Source organism: Nonomuraea sp. NPDC049309 (assembly GCF_043196965.1).
GTDB classification, from domain to species: domain Bacteria; phylum Actinomycetota; class Actinomycetes; order Streptosporangiales; family Streptosporangiaceae; genus Nonomuraea; species Nonomuraea fastidiosa.
This window is the reverse complement of the sequence record NZ_JBICSH010000006.1, coordinates 309,705-325,235: the sequence shown is the minus strand read 5'-3', so window position 1 is coordinate 325,235 and position 15,531 is coordinate 309,705. Positions and strand designations below refer to the sequence as shown.

At 72.9% G+C, this 15,531-nt stretch carries 17 protein-coding genes and 1 tRNA gene; 9 read left to right on the top strand and 9 right to left on the bottom strand.

Annotated features, from left to right (window positions below):
- Nucleotides 1–134: 134 nt before the first annotated feature.
- Nucleotides 135–716, bottom strand: a complete 582-nt coding sequence (locus ACGFIM_RS33145; protein ID WP_393208575.1) for an HD domain-containing protein — start codon at nt 714–716, stop codon at nt 135–137.
- Between the two features lie 50 nt (nt 717–766).
- Here ACGFIM_RS33145 and ACGFIM_RS33140 point away from each other — a divergent pair, with 50 nt between their 5' ends.
- Both ACGFIM_RS33140 and ACGFIM_RS33135 read left to right on the top strand, forming a co-directional pair.
- Nucleotides 767–1,627 carry a DUF4429 domain-containing protein gene (locus ACGFIM_RS33140; protein ID WP_393208572.1) on the top strand — a complete coding sequence of 287 codons (861 nt, stop codon included), beginning with the start codon at nt 767–769 and terminating at the stop codon, nt 1,625–1,627.
- A 324-nt stretch (nt 1,628–1,951) separates the two neighbouring features.
- A complete protein-coding gene (locus ACGFIM_RS33135) occupies nt 1,952–2,386 on the top strand; it encodes a nucleoside deaminase (RefSeq protein ID WP_393208569.1) in 435 nt (144 codons plus the stop codon).
- Between the two features lie 439 nt (nt 2,387–2,825).
- On the opposite strand, the gene ACGFIM_RS33130 is transcribed toward ACGFIM_RS33135, so the two are convergent.
- From ACGFIM_RS33130 to ACGFIM_RS33120, 3 genes are all read right to left on the bottom strand, one after another.
- Nucleotides 2,826–2,902: transfer RNA gene (locus tag ACGFIM_RS33130), tRNA-Lys, on the bottom strand.
- Nucleotides 2,903–2,995: 93 nt separating this feature from the next.
- The gene (locus ACGFIM_RS33125; RefSeq protein ID WP_393208567.1) at nt 2,996–3,922 is read right to left on the bottom strand and encodes a nucleoside hydrolase; all 927 of its coding nucleotides are present in this window, start codon (nt 3,920–3,922) and stop codon (nt 2,996–2,998) included.
- A gap of 376 nt (nt 3,923–4,298) precedes the next feature.
- Nucleotides 4,299–4,691 carry an OsmC family protein gene (locus ACGFIM_RS33120; protein ID WP_393208564.1) on the bottom strand — a complete coding sequence of 131 codons (393 nt, stop codon included), beginning with the start codon at nt 4,689–4,691 and terminating at the stop codon, nt 4,299–4,301.
- Between the two features lie 52 nt (nt 4,692–4,743).
- On the opposite strand from ACGFIM_RS33120, the gene ACGFIM_RS33115 reads away from it, so the two are divergent.
- On the top strand, nt 4,744–5,445 hold the full coding sequence (locus ACGFIM_RS33115) for a hypothetical protein (RefSeq protein ID WP_393208561.1): 702 nt from the start codon (nt 4,744–4,746) through the stop codon (nt 5,443–5,445).
- Nucleotides 5,446–5,495: 50 nt separating this feature from the next.
- Nucleotides 5,496–6,377 carry an FAD:protein FMN transferase gene (locus ACGFIM_RS33110; protein ID WP_393208558.1) on the top strand — a complete coding sequence of 294 codons (882 nt, stop codon included), beginning with the start codon at nt 5,496–5,498 and terminating at the stop codon, nt 6,375–6,377.
- A gap of 161 nt (nt 6,378–6,538) precedes the next feature.
- Here the strand turns inward: ACGFIM_RS33110 and ACGFIM_RS33105 are convergent, their stop codons facing one another.
- Complete coding sequence (locus tag ACGFIM_RS33105; RefSeq protein ID WP_393208555.1) at nt 6,539–6,814, bottom strand: hypothetical protein; 276 nt, start codon at nt 6,812–6,814, stop codon at nt 6,539–6,541.
- Between the two features lie 131 nt (nt 6,815–6,945).
- On the opposite strand from ACGFIM_RS33105, the gene ACGFIM_RS33100 reads away from it, so the two are divergent.
- Nucleotides 6,946–7,326 (top strand): phage holin family protein, encoded by a 381-nt coding sequence (locus tag ACGFIM_RS33100; RefSeq protein WP_393208552.1) that lies wholly within the window; start codon nt 6,946–6,948, stop codon nt 7,324–7,326.
- A gap of 13 nt (nt 7,327–7,339) precedes the next feature.
- Entirely contained in the window at nt 7,340–8,674 is a 1,335-nt protein-coding gene (locus ACGFIM_RS33095) for an aromatic amino acid lyase (RefSeq protein WP_393208549.1), read from the top strand.
- A gap of 39 nt (nt 8,675–8,713) precedes the next feature.
- Here the strand turns inward: ACGFIM_RS33095 and ACGFIM_RS33090 are convergent, their stop codons facing one another.
- Nucleotides 8,714–9,679, bottom strand: a complete 966-nt coding sequence (locus ACGFIM_RS33090) for a LacI family DNA-binding transcriptional regulator (RefSeq protein WP_393208546.1) — start codon at nt 9,677–9,679, stop codon at nt 8,714–8,716.
- Nucleotides 9,680–9,914: 235 nt separating this feature from the next.
- Between ACGFIM_RS33090 and ACGFIM_RS33085 the strand changes: the two genes are divergently transcribed.
- Together ACGFIM_RS33085 and ACGFIM_RS33080 are read left to right on the top strand one after the other, a co-directional pair.
- Nucleotides 9,915–10,775, top strand: coding sequence for an amidohydrolase family protein (locus ACGFIM_RS33085; RefSeq protein WP_393208543.1), 861 nt, complete (start codon nt 9,915–9,917; stop codon nt 10,773–10,775).
- Nucleotides 10,772–11,347: a cysteine dioxygenase gene (locus ACGFIM_RS33080; RefSeq protein ID WP_393208540.1), complete on the top strand. Its 576-nt coding sequence runs from the start codon at nt 10,772–10,774 to the stop codon at nt 11,345–11,347. The genes ACGFIM_RS33085 and ACGFIM_RS33080 overlap by 4 nt, the downstream gene beginning before the upstream one ends.
- Here the strand turns inward: ACGFIM_RS33080 and ACGFIM_RS33075 are convergent.
- Complete coding sequence (locus ACGFIM_RS33075; protein ID WP_393208537.1) at nt 11,336–12,040, bottom strand: hypothetical protein; 705 nt, start codon at nt 12,038–12,040, stop codon at nt 11,336–11,338. The two genes, ACGFIM_RS33080 and ACGFIM_RS33075, sit on opposite strands and share 12 nt — an antisense overlap.
- The gene (locus ACGFIM_RS33070; RefSeq protein ID WP_393208534.1) at nt 12,037–13,212 is read right to left on the bottom strand and encodes a CynX/NimT family MFS transporter; all 1,176 of its coding nucleotides are present in this window, start codon (nt 13,210–13,212) and stop codon (nt 12,037–12,039) included. Before ACGFIM_RS33070 ends, ACGFIM_RS33075 begins: the two co-directional genes overlap by 4 nt.
- Nucleotides 13,213–13,280: 68 nt before the next feature.
- Between ACGFIM_RS33070 and ACGFIM_RS33065 the strand changes: the two genes are divergently transcribed.
- Nucleotides 13,281–14,270 carry a LacI family DNA-binding transcriptional regulator gene (locus ACGFIM_RS33065; protein WP_393208531.1) on the top strand — a complete coding sequence of 330 codons (990 nt, stop codon included), beginning with the start codon at nt 13,281–13,283 and terminating at the stop codon, nt 14,268–14,270.
- Nucleotides 14,271–14,328: 58 nt separating this feature from the next.
- Here the strand turns inward: ACGFIM_RS33065 and ACGFIM_RS33060 are convergent, their stop codons facing one another.
- Entirely contained in the window at nt 14,329–15,519 is a 1,191-nt protein-coding gene (locus ACGFIM_RS33060) for an MFS transporter (RefSeq protein WP_393208528.1), read from the bottom strand.
- Between the last annotated feature and the right edge of the window lie 12 nt (nt 15,520–15,531).

Below are 15,531 nucleotides of genomic sequence, written 5' to 3'. Positions count from 1 at the left end.
CACGCGCCGGGCGGGCCTCCTGCGCGGGGGCCCGCTCATCATGTGAGGGGCCCGCATGTGAGGGACCCGCATGTGAGGGACCCCGTGTCCGCTCGGGCCGTCAGGCCGGCGTCGCGGGCGAGGCTGGGAGGCTGCTAGGCCGGCCAGCGTTCGACGCGCCGCCAGCGCTCGCGCCACTCGGCGAACCACGTCGCGAACCACGGATGCGCCCCGGCCAGCGGCATGATGTACGCCACCGTCTCCAGGTAGTAGCGCCGCTGGAACCGCCACGGCATGCGCTGCAGCTCCTGGACGTTGCTCACCCGGTCGGCCAGCTTCACCAGCACCGCCTTGGGCGGCGCTTTCACCAGCGAGGCCAGGTGGTCGGCCTTCGATCCGCCCGGCGGCCTGGTCACCCAGCGCACCAGCGCGCCCACCTCGGGCCCGAACCGGCGCACGACCTCCGCCTCGGTGCAGGGCGTGTCCTCCAGGACGTCGTGCAGCACGATCGCGACCAGCACGTCCCTGTCGCGCAGCCCGGCGCCGCGCACCGCGACCTCCAGCGCCTCGAGAAGATGCTCCAGGTACGGCCGCCCCGTCGGCCGCTGCTGCACGCCGTGCCTGCGCCTGGCGAAGGCGACCGCGTCACGCAGGGCGTCCACGGTCTGCGCCGGAAGCGCCGCGGCCAGCGGGCCTTCCGCGTGCGCCCACGACGGCCAGCTCGTGAAGATCTCCATCGCGCTCCCTCGTCTGTGATCGCGCCGCGCGCGTGTCCTAGGCTGAGAATATGGCCGAGATCGCGGTGCCCGACGGGTCGTGGACGTTTGATGGGGAAACGCTGCGTATCGTCCCTGGGAGCGATAAGGGCATCGATGAGCTGCGCAGAGCCATCGGCGACATCGACGTTCCGCTCGAAGGCATCGCGGGGGTGTCGTTCGAGCCTGGACGCAAGGGCGGCCACCTGAGGTTACGGCTGCGCAAGGGCGCCGACGCGCTCTACGACGTGGTCGCGGGGGCGCTGTCGCCGCCCGCCGACCCGTACCGGCTGGCCGTGCCCAAGGGCCGCACGGGCGCGGCCGAATACTTCGCCGACGAGGTCCGCGACACGCTGCGGGTCTTCCAGACGCCCAGCGGTCCCTGCGAGCACTACCTCGTCCGCGTCCCCGACGTGCCCATCTCCGCCACCGCCGGCGACGGCACGGTCACCTTCGACGGCGAGCGCATCCGCCTGGAGTGGACCGGCTGGGCCAGCAGCGACAAGGAGAAGCTGGGCCCGCAGGAGTTCCCGCTGGCCGACGTGACGGGAGTGGAGTGGAAGCCGCAGTCCGGCATGGGCTATGGCAGCCTGCGCTTCCGCCTCAAGGGCGGCGGGCCCGGCCTGGCGCCGGACAAGGACCCGCGCTGCGTGTCGTGGGGCGTGCAGCGGTACGGCGGCACCACCGCCCTGGTGGCCGCCGCCGTGCTCGCGCGCCTGCCGCGCAACGTGCCCGAGCCCCAGCCGCTGTCCGCGCCGCCCGCCGACGACGTGCACGACGCGGTGCTGCGCCGCCTGGCCGAGCTGGGCCGGCTGCACCAGTCAGGGGTGCTGACGGATGAGGAGTTCGCGGCGGCCAAGCAGGCCATGATCCGCCGCCTCCAGGAGACGTGACGGCGCCGCTCCCTCTTCGATCGTCCACATCCTCCGTTGCCGCGCCACACCCTCCTTGACGCATTGCCCCGCCACGCTCTCTCGGACCTGCCACGCCCTCGACCAGCCACACCCTCCTGAACGCGTCGCCCCGCCACCCCCTCCCGGACCGGCCACGCCCCAGACCAGCCACACCCTCCTTGACGTGTTGGCGGGCCGCGCTTTCCTGACGCGCCTTTACCGCACGGCGATGCGCCCTTAATGACAGGGAATGCCCTTTATTGGGTGGCGGAGTGCGGGTTGCCGTGTGAGAGGCTGCGAGGATCCCGACAACGAGGAGGAGCGGTGACCGTGACACCTGACGAGGAGCGGCTGCTGCGCCGCGCGATCGAGCTGGCCGCCGAGGCGCGGGCCGGCGGTAACCCGCCGTTCGGCTCGCTGCTCGCCGGCCCGGACGGCACGATCCTGGCCGAAGAGCGCAACAGCTCGCTCACCGACCGCGACATCACCGCGCACCCCGAGCTGAAGCTGGCCCGCTGGGCGGCCCGCGAGCTCGACCCGGACACGGCGGCGGCCACCACCATGTTCACCAGCTGCCAGCCGTGCGGCATGTGCGCGGGCGCCATCGCCCGCTCGGGGCTCGGCCGGGTCGTGTACGCGCTGTCCGGCGAGCAGCTCGACGGCCTCAAGCCGCCCGGCAGCGCCTTCACCGACCCGCCCAGCACCGGCCCGGCCCTGTACGACGAGGCCCGAGTCCCCGTCGAGGGTTACTACCGCTAGGCATCGCCGTCACCCTCGGCGTCGCGTTCTGCAGCGACCGCGCTGTCCGCGCCGTGGTGGCCTGCGGCATGACCCAGGCGTGGCCGGCGAGTGGGTCCGTCTGGAGCCCGGCCGCTCAGGGCGGTCGCAGGGCTCCTGCGGCGGCGTCTTCACCTTGACCGGGGCCGGCAGATCGCGGCGGGCGGACGTCGCAGGGCTGCTGCGGCGGCGTCTTCACCACCGGCGTGGGCGCGGGCGTCGTCGACGAACGCCCCGCCTGACCGGCCGTCACGAGCGGGTGCGCCAGGTCACGCCCTGGCCGTGCGCACCCCCGGCCGCTCCACGAGCCGGCGACGCCCCGCCCGCCACGTGAAGAGGCGATGCGCCCACCGACTGGGCCGTACAGTGCCGTGAACGCCGAAAACCCCAGCCCGGTCATCCCGAGCTGGGGTTTTCGCTGTGGTGCGCCGCCAGGGACTCGAACCCCGGACCCGCTGATTAAGAGTCAGCTGCTCTGACCAACTGAGCTAGCGGCGCAACGGGGTTAACTCTATCAGCCCTGAGGCAGTGCCCGCGCCGCCCGCACGCATCCGGCCTCACCCGGTCCCTGGCGGCCCCCTCACGACACGGTCACGCCAGGCGGGCCGCCAGCTTCTCGTACGCCCCGAGCACCAGATCCCAGAACGCCGGCACGTCCATCGACGTCGCGACGAGGGCGTTGGCCTGGCGGCCTGCGACGCGGAAGTCCGTGACGGTCATGCCCCTGGTGTACCGCCCTGCGGTCTCCACGTTCACCACGGCGGGCACGCAGGTGAACAGCGACGGCCGCAGCACGTACGCGACCGCGCAGGCGTCGTGGATCGCGGGCCCGCCCTCGGCCGTCACCATGCCGTAGTACTGCGCGGCGGGCACCAGCAGCTCCGACAGCCGCCCGAGCGGCCGCATGCGCTCCAGCACCGGCGAGGTCACGGCGGCGGTCAGCGTCACGTCGAGGCCCAGCATCTTGACCGTCCACCCGGCCTCGAAGGCGATCGCGGCGGCCTCGGGGTCGGCGAGCATGTTGAACTCGGCGGCCGGGTTGTGGTTGCCGCGTGTGAAGGAACCGCCCATGATGACGAAGTCGCGGGCCCACTCGACGATGCGCGGCTCGCGGCGTACGGCGAGCGCGATGTTCGTCAGCGGCCCCACCGCGACGAGCGTGATCTCGCCGGGCGCGGCCCGCAGTGTCTCCACGATGAAGTCGACCGCGTGCCCCTCGGCGGGTCCCCGCGTGGGGGCGGGCAGCACGACGTCTCCGAGCCCGGTGGGCCCGTGCACGTCGGTGGCCCGGACCGTGCGGCGCAGCAGCGCGCCCGCGCTGCCCGGGGTGACCGGCACGTCGCCCATCCGCAGGAACTCGCGCAGCGCCAGCGCGTTGGCGGTGGTGAACTCCAGGTCCACGTTGCCGCCGACGGTGGTGATGCCCACGAGGTCGATCTCGTCCGACGAGCCGGCGGCCAGCGCCAGGGCGAGCGCGTCGTCTATCCCCGGATCGCAGTCAATGAGAACTTTCTTCACGCACCGGAGGATACGCATCGGTCCGCACCCGGTGACGGACGGGATCGAGACTGGGTGATCGATAGCCCGGCCGGGGATCCAGCGGGCATCCGGCCGCGGAAAGCAAAGGCATGGGGCGAGGTGCGGGCATCCTGGGGGCGGACATGGATCGGGCCGGGCAGTTCCCCCAAATCTGCCCGGCCCGATCGGCGGCGGTCCAGGCCGGCGTCTTCCCCCAAAACGCCGGCGGTCCCGCACTTGCGGCTCGCGGTCCCCCTCCGCGTCCGCATCGGTGAAGGTCCTCGGTCAGTCGCCAGTGCTCCTGACCTGCTACTACGCTACCGAGACGAATGCAACGGTCGCGTCATAACGGGGTCGAATATCTGTTTAATCCCAACTACGGAAGCTCCAACCGGACCTCCGTACCGTCTTGCAGCGACCGGCTCACCGTGCAGTACTTCTCGTGCACCCGGTGGGCGACCGCCTCGAACACCTCGCCGGCCTCCTCCGACGGCACCTCGACGTCGTACGTCACCGTGACCGTCCCCAGCTTGTGGGACTCGATCTTCTCCGACTCGACGGTCATCGCCAGGCGCACCAGCCGGTGACCCCGCTGGGCGGTGAGCGGCTCGACGGTGACGATATTGCACCCGCCGACCGCCGCCAGCAGCAGCTCGACCGGGGTGAACACCCCCTCCTGGTCGCCGCCGCCGATCGCCACCTCGGCGCCGCGGGCGTTCGTCGCCCGGAATCCGCCGTCTTCAGTCCGCTCCACACGCACGTTAGCCATGTTTCTAGAACCTACTCAGACGGCTTTCATGTTCCGCCCGCAAGGTGGAGATATGGCTAGCGAGGCGAATGCTCAACGGGGGCCGATCCTCTTCTGGAGCGGCGTCGCGATCGCCGAGTCAGGGGCGATCCAGCCGGGATCCGGCTCCGCATGGACTCCTTCCGCCTACGCCGCGGCGGCGCTGCTCGTCGCCCTCGGCTTCGTCACCGTCAAGGCCGCCGCGTACCTCCGCACCGAGGAGGCCAGGCAGCGCCTGCGGCTCGGCGGCTATCTCGCCGGGGCGCTGCTGGTGGCGCACCAGTTCAGCCCGGCGGCCTCGGCCGGCGGCGTCGGCCGGGCGTGCTCGCTCCTGCTGTACGCGGCCGCGGCCGTGATGGCCGTGCTGAGCCACCGCACGCCCCGGGACTCCAGACCGTCCCTGCTGATCGCGACCGGGCTCGACCCCAGGACGCTGCGCGAGCGGCTGGCAGGCGAGCCGGGCACCGTCGCCGTCTACCGCACCGAGCGCGTCACCGACGAGCTGCGCGAGCTGCAGGCCCGCTACCGCGTCATCCTCGTGGAGGGCGCCGAGCACGACCCGCGCGCCAAGGAGCGGGTGAGCGCGTCCGGGCTCGGACGTGAGATTCCCGACATCGCCGAACGCGAGGTGGTGGTGGCAGGTCCACGGCGCTTTCAGCGTTATGTAGGTGGGGCGCTGTCGCGCCTGGCCGTGCCGAGGTCACAGATCCATTTCAGTTCTGACCTCAAGGTTTAGGCTTACCATACGAGCGATCTGACAGCGTGGACGGCGGACAAGGAGGCAACATGACGATTTCTGATCGTTTCCAGTCCGTGACGACTTCCATCGCCGAGTCCGCGATGACCTCTCATATCGCCAAGGCCGCCACGGCTCCCCCGACACAGACCGCGGCGGCGTCCTTCCCGGGCAGCAGCCGCACCGAGACCTTCATGGGCCGGCCGGTCACCATCGAGATCCGCACGCCGCTGCCGGCGCGCGAGCTGACCCCGCTCATGGACGACGCCTTCGCCTGGCTGCGCTGGGTCGAGGACACCTTCAGCCCCTCCAAGGAGGACAGCCAGATCACCCGGCTCAACCGCGGCCTGACGCTCAAGCAGGTCCCCGAGCTGATCGAGGTCCTGCACCGCTGCGACGAGCTGAGCGAGGCCACCGGCGGCTGGTTCGACGCCCGCATCAACGGCGTCACCGACCCCTCCGGCTACGTCAAGGGCTGGGCGCTGGAGCGCCTGTCCCGCGCGCTGCTGCAGGCGGGCGCGGGCGATCACCGCATCACGGCCGGAAACGATGTGCGCGTGCGCGGCTCCCACGCCCCCGGCAGGCGCTGGCGGGTGCCCGTGCCCGACCCGCGTACCGGCAAGATCCGCCGCACCGTGCTCGCGCACGACCTCGGCATCGCCACCTCCGGCGGGTCCCGCGTGCTCGACCCGCACACCGGGGAGGTCCGCGACACGCTCGGATCGGTCACCGTCATCGGCCCCGACCTGGGGATGGCCGACGCGTACGCGACGGCCATGTACGCCATGGGCCCGATCCAGGCCCGCCGCTTCGCGAGCGAGCTGGCCGCGAAGGGCTCCTACGAGACGCTGATCGTGCTGCACGACGGCCAGGAGCTGGCCACGCCCGGCTTCGCGGTCTACGACGACCGCCGCACCCGCCTGGCCGGCTGACGCACCGGCCTCTCCACGACCGTGGCCACCTACACGCGTGCTCCGGTGCGCGTGGGCCGGGACGCAGGCGGGCTCCGATGCACGCGAGCCGGCACGCAGGCGGGCTCCGGTGCGCGCGGGCCGGCACGCAGGCGTCGGCCGGATGCGCGAGTCATGTTCGCTCAGGCGTCGGGATGCTTACGCAGGTAGTCGAGATAGATCGGGCGCAGCGCCTCGCCCAGCTTGCCCTCGCCCGCCACGAGAGCGTCGCTCAGCAGCGCCGAGACCCTGCTGAGGTCGTTGGCGCTCTCGTCGTGGTGACCGGTGGCGGCCTCCGCGGCCGGGATCACTTTCAGCAACTCCCATAGGAACCCCAGGTCCCCGTGGCGTACGGCGTAGCGCACCGCCCGGTCGTGCAACTCGGCGGCCGGCAACGACTCGAGCCCGTTCGCGTCCATGTCGGTTCCTCCCCTGCACGCCTCTTCCCCCCGATGTCCACCGATAACCGAGACTACGGAGAGTGATCGACGGGAATCGTTCTGGCGGCGCCCCTATCGACCGCTGATCTCAAGTGGGAGGATCAACCAGCGTGAGATTCATCATCAGAACGCTCGCAGCGGCAGTGGCGCTGTGGGTGGCCATCCAGTTGCTCGACGGCATCGAGGTCGACGCCCCCACGAACTCGGCCAAGTACTGGGGTGTCCTGGTGCTGGTGGCGTTGATCTTCGGTCTCGTCAACGCCATCGTCAAGCCGATCGTGAAAGCGCTCGGCTGCGCCATCATCGTGCTCACGCTGGGCCTGTTCCTGCTCGTCATCAACGCGGCGATGCTGCTGCTGACGAGCTGGATCGCAGGTGAGCTCGGCATCCCCTTCCACGTGGACAACTTCTACCCGGCCGCCTTCTGGGGCGCGATCATCATCAGCGTGGTGAGCTGGCTGCTCAGCGCGTTCATCCCCGACGGCGACTAGACACGCACCATCCATGGAGCTCGACGGTTCCGGCCTGACGTGCGCGCGAGTGCACGAGGCCGCCTGTGAAGGGGCCCGGGTCTCGATCGTCTCCCTCGATCGGGCCCGGGCCGCGTGGGCGACCGCCCAGGCGCTGACCGGCCGCCCGGTGTACGGCAGGAGCACAGGAGTGGGCGCGAACCGGGACGTGCTCCTCGAGGGCGGCGGACTCGACCTGCTGCGCAGCCACGCCTGTGGTGCGGGACCGCCCGTCGAGCCGGAAAGGGCCAGGGCGATGCTCGTGGTCCGGCTCAACCAGCTCCTCGCGGGCGGCTCGGGCATCGACCCGGGCGTGTGCGAGGCGCTGGCGTACGCGATCAACCACGGTTTCACGCCGCCGCTGCGCACGTACGGGGCGATCGGCACCGGCGATCTGACCGCGCTGTCCACGACGGCGCTCTGCCTGCTCGGCGAGCTGCCCTGGAACCGCGCGCCCGGAGTGACGGCGCCCGAGCCGCGCTTCCGGCTCGCCTCCAGCGACGCGCTGCCGTTCATCAGCTCGGGCGCGGCCACGCTGGCCGACGCCGCCATCGCGGTGCACCGGCTGCGCCGGCTCTTGGATGCCGCGGCCGAGGTGGCCGCCATGTCGTTCGCCGCCGTGGACGCCTCCGCCGAGCCGCTGGCCGCCGTCGTGCACGAGGCGCGCCCGCATCCCGGCCAGGCGGCGGTGGCGGCGGCGCTGCGCGGGCTCGTCTCGCACGAGCCCAGCACCCGCGTCCAGGACCCGTACGGCTTCCGCGCCTTCGCCCAGGTGCACGGCGCGGCCGTGGACGCGCTCGGCCGTGCGGTCACCGCGATCGAGACCGACCTCAACGCCTCGGCCGAGAACCCGCTCTTCGCCGACGGCCTAGCCTGGCACAACGGCAACTTCCACTCGGCGCCCGTGGCGCTGGCGCTGGACGCGCTGCGGCCCGCGCTCGTCCAGACCGCCCAGCTCAGCGCCGCCCGCCTGGCCACGCTCATGGACCCGGCCTACACCGGCCGCCTGCCCTTCCTCGCCGACCGTCCCGGCGCCTCCGGCATGCTGATCCTGGAGTACGTCGCCCAGGACGCGGTCGCCGAGCTGCGTCACCTCGCGGCGCCGGTGACCACGGGCACGGCGGTGCTCTCGCGGGGCGCGGAGGACCACGCCGGCTTCGCCACCCAGGCGGCCCGCCACACGCTGCGCTGCCTGGAGCCGCTGGAGATCGTGCTGGCCTGCGAGCGTACGGCGGCGGCCCGTGCGCTCGACGCCCCCGCGCCCGACCGCCCGCTCACGGCCGACCTGGAGGCCTCCCGCCAGGCCCTCACCCGCGTCGCTCCGGGCTGAGACCGCGCCCGGCGACATGACCGCCCGGGCGTCGCCCCGTCAGGCCCCGGAGCGGCGGGCCACCGAGCCGCGTTCGCGCAGTGTCGGCTTCTGCACGACCCGCCGCCTGCGCGCGCCGCCGTCGGCCGCCGCCGTGACGAGCCGCACGGCGGCCCTGACGATGCCGTCGATGTCCCAGTCGACCGTGGTGAGCCCCGGGCTGAGCAGCCCCGACATCGGGTGGTCGTCGTAGCCCATGACGGACACGTCGCCGGGGATCGACAGGCCCAGCTCGGCCGCCGCCGCGTAGACGCCGTACGCGATCGAGTCGCTGAAGCAGAACACGGCGCTCGGCTGCTCGCCCGACAGCACCCGCAGGGCGACCCGGGTGGCGCCGGCCAGGTCGTGGGGCGCGGTGGTCAGCTCGATGTCGAGCCGCAGGCGCTCGGCCTCGGCCGTGACGTGGACGTCGGCGGGCCGGTCGGGGGTGCTCGGCCGGGTGGGCGTGAGCACGGCGATGCGGCGGTGGCCGAGCTCGTGGAGGTGCTCGAGGGCGAGCGTGACGCCGCTGCGGTTGTCGAAGACCACCTCGCCGGCCGTACCGGTGATGGAGTCGCCGATCGCGACCACCGGCACCGACTCGCACAGCTCGGGCCAGAACGCCGCGGCGGGATCGATGGGCTGCACGATCATGCCGTCGACGCGCTGGTCGCGGAGCTGCTGGGCGAGGACGCGCTCGCGGGCCGGGTCGCCGACCGCGTCGAGGATGAGGGCGTAGCGGTCTTTTTTCCGCAGGCCCCTGCTGATGCCGACGGCGAGCGACTGCTGCCACAGGTCTTCGAGCGAGCCGCAGAGCAGGCCGATCATGCCGGTGCGGCCGCTGGCGAGCGCCCTGGCGATGGGGTCGGCCTCGTAGCCGAGCTCGGCGGCGGCGGCGCGGACCCGCTCCATGGTCTCCTCCGACACCTGAAGGCCGCGCAGTGCGTAGGAGACGGCCGCCGGCGACAGGCCCGTGGCCCGTGCCACCTCACGGATCGTGGCTCTCTTCCGAGGCATCCAGCCAGCCTATTGCGTGAGACCGACAAGAGCCGCTTTCCCGTCACAGCTTGTCGGTTTAAGGACCGAAACGTCCGTTGACATGACCTTCGTGAAGCGTTTCACTGAACCGCATCACTGAAACGGTTCACGCTGGCCCTTGCGCAGGCAGGCCGGTTTACATGTATTGTGAGTAGGAAATAGCGGGGAAGGAGGGAGCGACGGCATGACGATCGACGTGCACCAGCACTTGTGGACGCCCGTATTCGTCGCCGCGCTGCGCGCCAGAACCCGTCCGCCGTACCTCGACGGCTGGACGCTGATCCTCGACGGCGAGCCGCCGTACGAGGTGAACCCCGCCGATCACGAAGGGCGCGACACGACCGGCCTGGAGCTCGCGCTGGTGTCGCTGTCGAGCCCGCTCGGCATCGAGTTCCTGCCGCCCGAGGACGCCTGGCCGCTGATCGACGCCTACCACGACGGCGCGCTCGCGCTGGGCGAGCCGTACGGCGCGTGGGCGGCCACCTGCCACAGCGAGATCGACCCCGAGCGCCTGGCCAAGGATCTCGACCGCGGCTTCGCGGGCCTGCAGATCCCCGCCACCGCCGACCCCGACGACCGGCTGCTCGAGGTCCTGACCGACAGGGACCTGCCGCTGTTCGTGCACCCCGGGCCGGCCGCGCTCACCCCGGGCACGCCGCCGTGGTGGCCCGCGCTGGTGCCGTACGTCCAGCAGATGCACCAGGCGTGGCACTACTTCCACGCCGTCGTCCGGCCCAGGCATCCCCGGCTGCGGGTCTGCTTCGCGCTGCTCGCCGGCCTCGCGCCGCTGCACTCCGAGCGCCTCATCACCAGGGGCGGCGGCGGGCGCGGCCTGGTCGACCGCGACTTCTTCGTGGAGACCTCCTCCTACGGCCCGCGCGCGATCGACGCGATCGTCCGCGAGCTCGGCATCGACGTCGTGGTCAACGGATCCGACGCCCCCTACGCCACCGCACCCGATCCCGGGCTCGGCGCGGCCGCGGGCCACGCCATCCGGGTGGTCAACCCCCGTCGTCTACTGAACGGAAAGGAGACTCGTACGTGAGCACTGACCAGATCCAGGACGGGGGCACCTGCTCCAGGCTCCCCGAGCGCACCCTCGACCGGCGCGAGCTGCGCGACCTGGTGGACGAGCTGGCGGCCCACCCGGAGGAGTGGCGCCACCACGTGGACTTCCCCGCCGACGGCGGGCGCCACTACGCCTCCCTCTACCGCGACGCGTACGTGGACGTCTGGGTGCTGTGCTGGCGTCCCGAGGACGACACGGGCTGGCACGACCACGACATCTCCTCAGGGGCGGTACGCGTGGTGCAGGGCGCGCTGCGCGAGTGCAACCCGCGCATCGGCGGCGAGCACCTGGAGACGGTGGTGACGGAGGGGCAGTCGTTCTCGTTCGGTCCCGACCACATCCACCGGCTGACGGGCGCCACGGACCAGAGCGTGTCCATCCACGCGTACTCGCCGCCGCTGTGGCGGCTCGGCCAGTACTCGATCGACGGCACGGGCGTCATGCGCCGCGTCTCGGTGAGCTACGCCGACGAGCTGCGCCCCATCGACGAGCCTGCGGCCGCTCAAGAGGCCGTGCCCGAGGCGCAGCCGGTCGGGTCAGTCGCCTGAGCCTCCGCCCGACCCCGCGGCGGGCCTGAGCACGCAGCAGCTTCCGCAGGGCTCCACGCCGGGCAGGGTGATCCACAGGCAGCAGGTCCTGCGGAAGTAGCCGTCGCCGGCGGGCTCGATCAGCCCGTCGAGCGGCGGCCCGATCAGGCGCAGCAGCTCCATGTAGTCGCCGGGCACGATCGTGGTCAGCGGGTGGGCGAACGCCTCCGCCGTGGAGCCCCACAGCGTGCGCTCGCCCACCTTGGTCAGCGCGTTGATCGCCTCGACCAGCGGGCGCTGCGACTCCTCCAGCGCGCCGCGGACGGCGGCGACGCCGGTGTCCCACCGCACGCGGGAGGCGCCCAGCGTCACCCCGGCCGGGGAGACCTGGAAGTACGTGGCCTCGAACGGCATGACCGGCACCCGCCCGCCGAGCGCCCACCCGAGCGCCAGCGGCAGCGCGTGCCAGTATCCGTAGGTCTTCCAGAACAGCGCCGCGCCGACGTGCCTCGGGGCGTTCCAGCGCGCGGCGGTCTCGTCCACCAGCTCGGTCAGCAGCGTGTACGGCTCCCGCACCAGCTCGGTCACCGGGGTCCAGGAGCCGTCGCCGGGGTCGATGACGAGGCCGGGCACCACGCCGAGCACCCCGCCGCGCTCATCCGCCAGCCGCCGGAGCGTGTCGGTCAGCACGCGGGCCCCTCCGTCGCCGGTCATCGGGCTCTTTCCAACCTGGCAGGGCGGCCGGCCAGCCAACCGGCCACGAGCTGCACCCCCAGGGCGCCGAGCCCGGCCGTGAGCGGCACCGTCCAGCCGCCGGAGATCTCCCTGAGAAGGCCGAACAGCATCGGGCCGAGCGCCGCGACGACGTAGCCGACGGACTGGGCGACCGCCGACAACGCGGTCACGGCCGCGGGGTCGGCGGGGCGCAGCGCGATGATCAGCAGTGCCAGCGCGAACGAGGCCCCCTGCCCGATGCCCAGCACGATCATCCACACCCACGGCAGCGTCGTGGGGGCGAGCAGCATGCCGAGGTAGCCGAAGACGGTCAGCAGGCACGCGCCCACCACGTACGGCACCTGCGAGGCGCGCCGCCCGGCCAGCACGGGCACCGCGAGCGAGGTGCCGACCTGGACCGCGTTGGTCAGGCTGAGCAGGTAGCCGGCCTGGTCGGCGGGCGTCCCCGCTTCGAGGAAGATGGTGGGGAGCCAGGCCAGCATGACGTAGAAGGTGAGCGATTGCAGCCCCATCAGCGCGGTGACGTACCAGGTGACGCGGCTGCGCAGCACGGCGCCGAACGGGCGCGGGCCGTCGGGGCCCGCCTGCTGCGGCCCGCCGCGCAGCGCCTGCGGCAGCCAGAGCAGCGCCGCGAGCAGCGCGGGCACGGCGAGCAGCGCCGTGACGCCGCGCCAGTCGGCGCCGGTGGCGTGCTCGACGGGGACCACCAGCGCAGAGGCGAGCGCGGCGCCGGCGACCACGCACGAGACGTAGACGCCGGTCATGAGGTTGACGCGGTCCGGGAAGTGCTGCTTGACGACGCCCGGCATGGAGACGTTCATGACCGCGATGGCGGTGGCGGCCAGGGCGGAGCCGATGTAGAGCAGGGGCGCGCCGTCGAGCCCGCGTACGGCGACGCCCGCGGCGATCACGAGCAGGCCGGCGAGCAGCGTGCGGTCGAGCCCGACGCGGCGGGCGAGCAGCGGCGTGACCGGCCCGAACACGCCCAGGCAGACGACCATGACGGTGGTGATCGCACCGCCGCCGGCCGGGCTCAGGCCCACGTCGCCCATTATCTCGTCGAGCAGCGGGGAGACGCCCGCGATGGCCGGGCGGAGGTTGAGCGCGGCCAGGGCGAACCCGGCCACGAGCACGGCAGATCTCCACGACATAGACGACCACTCTGGCACACCCGCTTGACAGCGTTGTCCGCCCCTCCCGAGTAGGAAATGATCCAGGCGTGAGACCGACGATGAAGGACGTCGCCTCGGCGGCCGGCGTCGCGCTCAAGACCGTTTCGCGCGTCGTGAACGGCGAGCCCGGCGTCCACCCGGCCACCGCCGCGCGCGTGCGTGCGGCGATCGAGCGGCTCGGCTACAGCCGCAACGAGAGCGCGCGCGTGCTGCGCAGGGGCAGGACAGCCACGATCGGGCTGGTCATCGAGGACGTGGCCGACCCGTTCTACTCGGGGCTGAGCCGGGCGGTCGAGGACGTCGTGATCGAGCACGGCTGCCTGCTGCTCAGCGGCTCGTCCGGCGAGGAGCCCGGCAGGGAGCGGGAGCTGGTCGAGACGTTCTGCGCGCGGCGCGTGGACGGGCTGATCGTGGTGCCGGCCGGTGAGGACCACACCTACCTGCGGCCCGAGCTGGAGGCGGGGACGCCGGTGGTCTTCGCCGACCGGCCGCCGGGCGCGGGGCTCGACGTGGACACCGTGCTGGCCGACAACGCGGGTGGTGCGCGGCTGGCCGTACGCCACCTCATGGCGCACGGGCACCGCAGGATCGCCTTCCTCGGCGACGATCCGGCCATCTTCACCGCCGCCGAGCGGCTGCGCGGATACCGGGACGAGCTGGGCGGCCTGTACGACGAGCGGCTGGTCGCCATGCGGCCGCCATCGCTGGAGGCGATCCGTACGGACCTGCGGCGGATGTTCGCCCTCGACGACCCGCCGACCGCGCTGTTCACCGGTAACGGCCGCTACACGGTGACGACGCTGCGGGCGCTGGAGCGGCGGCGGATCGCGCTGGTCGGGTTCGACGACTTCGAGCTGGCCGACCTGCTCGACCCCGGGGTGACGGTGGTGGCGCAGGACCCGGCGTGGATGGGGCGGGTCTCGGCCGAGCTGCTCTTCCGCCGCCTGGGCGGGGACACCGGCCGCTCCGAGCACGTGGAGCTGCCGGTGCGCCTCATCGTGCGCGGCTCGGGCGAGCTGCCGCCGGCCGGGCCCTGAGGACGAGCCGCCCCGGGGTCCTGAAGGCGCGCTCCCCCAGACAGCGGGCCCGGCGCGTTCACGCGTGGACGGGGGCGGCCCGGGGGCGCAGCACGCCCGCGAGCGCGACCGCGACCACCACGCCGGCCAGCCCGGACGCGGCCATGGCGTAGCCCGGCGCGATCACCTCCCCGAGCGCGCCGATCAGCGCCGCGCCGGCCGCCTGCCCCGTCATCAGCCCGGCCGACTGCAGCCCGAACGCCTGCCCGCGCGCCTCCTCGGGCACCGCCTCCACGAACCGCCGCTGCAGCCCGAGCTGGTACGACAGCCCTGCGGCGCCGAGCGCCGCGAGCACCGCCGCCCACCCGATGCCGGGCCCGAGCGCGAAGCCCGTCCACGGCACGCCGAGCAGCAGTGCCAGCGGGAACGACAGCCGCTCCCGCAGCGCGGGCGCCGCGAAGCGTCCCACGGCGAACTCCCCCGCCGCCATGCCCAGGGCCGCCGCCGCGAGCACCGTCCCGGCCTGCCCCTGCCCGCCGAGGTACGGCACCACCATGGCCTCGGCCCCCGCCAGGCACACGCACGGCAGCCATCCGGCCAGCAGCAGCCCGCGCACGTGCCGGTCGGCGAGTAGCCGGCGGTTGACCCGCAGCGTCTGGCGTATCGCGCCGGGCCCGCCGCTCCCCCGCGCCGCCCTGGGCGGCAGCCCGAGCCGCAGCACCACGGCCGCCGCCGCCGACAGCGCGGCGGTGATCGCGAGCGCCCCCGAGGGACCGGTGACGGCGAGGACGGCGCCGCCCGCCGCGAGCCCGGCGACCTGCGCGCTCGCCGAGGCCATGTTGAGCAGCGAGCGCCCGAGCACGAACGCGTCGCCGGGCAGCACCTCGGGCAGCATCGCCGCCCGCGCCGCGAAGAAGACGGGCGAGAACAGCCCGGTGGCCAGCACCAGCGCCAGCATCGCCCAGACCGGCAGCCCGGCGTAGGCGAGCAGCAGGCAGGTGACGGCCCTGACCAGCTCCCCTGCGATCATCAGCGCCCGCGGCGGCAGCCGGTCGGCCAGCGAGATCAGAAACAGCCCGCCCGCGATGTAGGGCAGCCACCCGGCCATGTACGCCGCCGCCGACAGCCCGGCGGAGCCGGTCCGCGCGTAGACGAGCACGGACAACGCCAGCATCCTGATCACGTCGCCGCCGATCATCAGGGCGAAGCTGCCGAACAGGACGCGGAACTCCTTGACGGCGAAGACCTCGCCGAACGTCGCGCTTTTCACGGTTCCCGATGC

Coding starts and splice junctions, on each gene's coding strand:
- ACGFIM_RS33145 (WP_393208575.1), bottom strand. CDS start 716: ATGGAGATCTTCACGAGCTGGCCGTCGTGGGCGCACGCGGAAGGCCCG.
- ACGFIM_RS33140 (WP_393208572.1), top strand. CDS start 767: ATGGCCGAGATCGCGGTGCCCGACGGGTCGTGGACGTTTGATGGGGAA.
- ACGFIM_RS33120 (WP_393208564.1), bottom strand. CDS start 4,691: ATGGCTAACGTGCGTGTGGAGCGGACTGAAGACGGCGGATTCCGGGCG.
- ACGFIM_RS33115 (WP_393208561.1), top strand. CDS start 4,744: ATGGCTAGCGAGGCGAATGCTCAACGGGGGCCGATCCTCTTCTGGAGC.
- ACGFIM_RS33110 (WP_393208558.1), top strand. CDS start 5,496: ATGACGATTTCTGATCGTTTCCAGTCCGTGACGACTTCCATCGCCGAG.
- ACGFIM_RS33105 (WP_393208555.1), bottom strand. CDS start 6,814: ATGGACGCGAACGGGCTCGAGTCGTTGCCGGCCGCCGAGTTGCACGAC.
- ACGFIM_RS33095 (WP_393208549.1), top strand. CDS start 7,340: ATGGAGCTCGACGGTTCCGGCCTGACGTGCGCGCGAGTGCACGAGGCC.
- ACGFIM_RS33085 (WP_393208543.1), top strand. CDS start 9,915: ATGACGATCGACGTGCACCAGCACTTGTGGACGCCCGTATTCGTCGCC.
- ACGFIM_RS33075 (WP_393208537.1), bottom strand. CDS start 12,040: ATGACCGGCGACGGAGGGGCCCGCGTGCTGACCGACACGCTCCGGCGG.
- ACGFIM_RS33070 (WP_393208534.1), bottom strand. CDS start 13,212: ATGTCGTGGAGATCTGCCGTGCTCGTGGCCGGGTTCGCCCTGGCCGCG.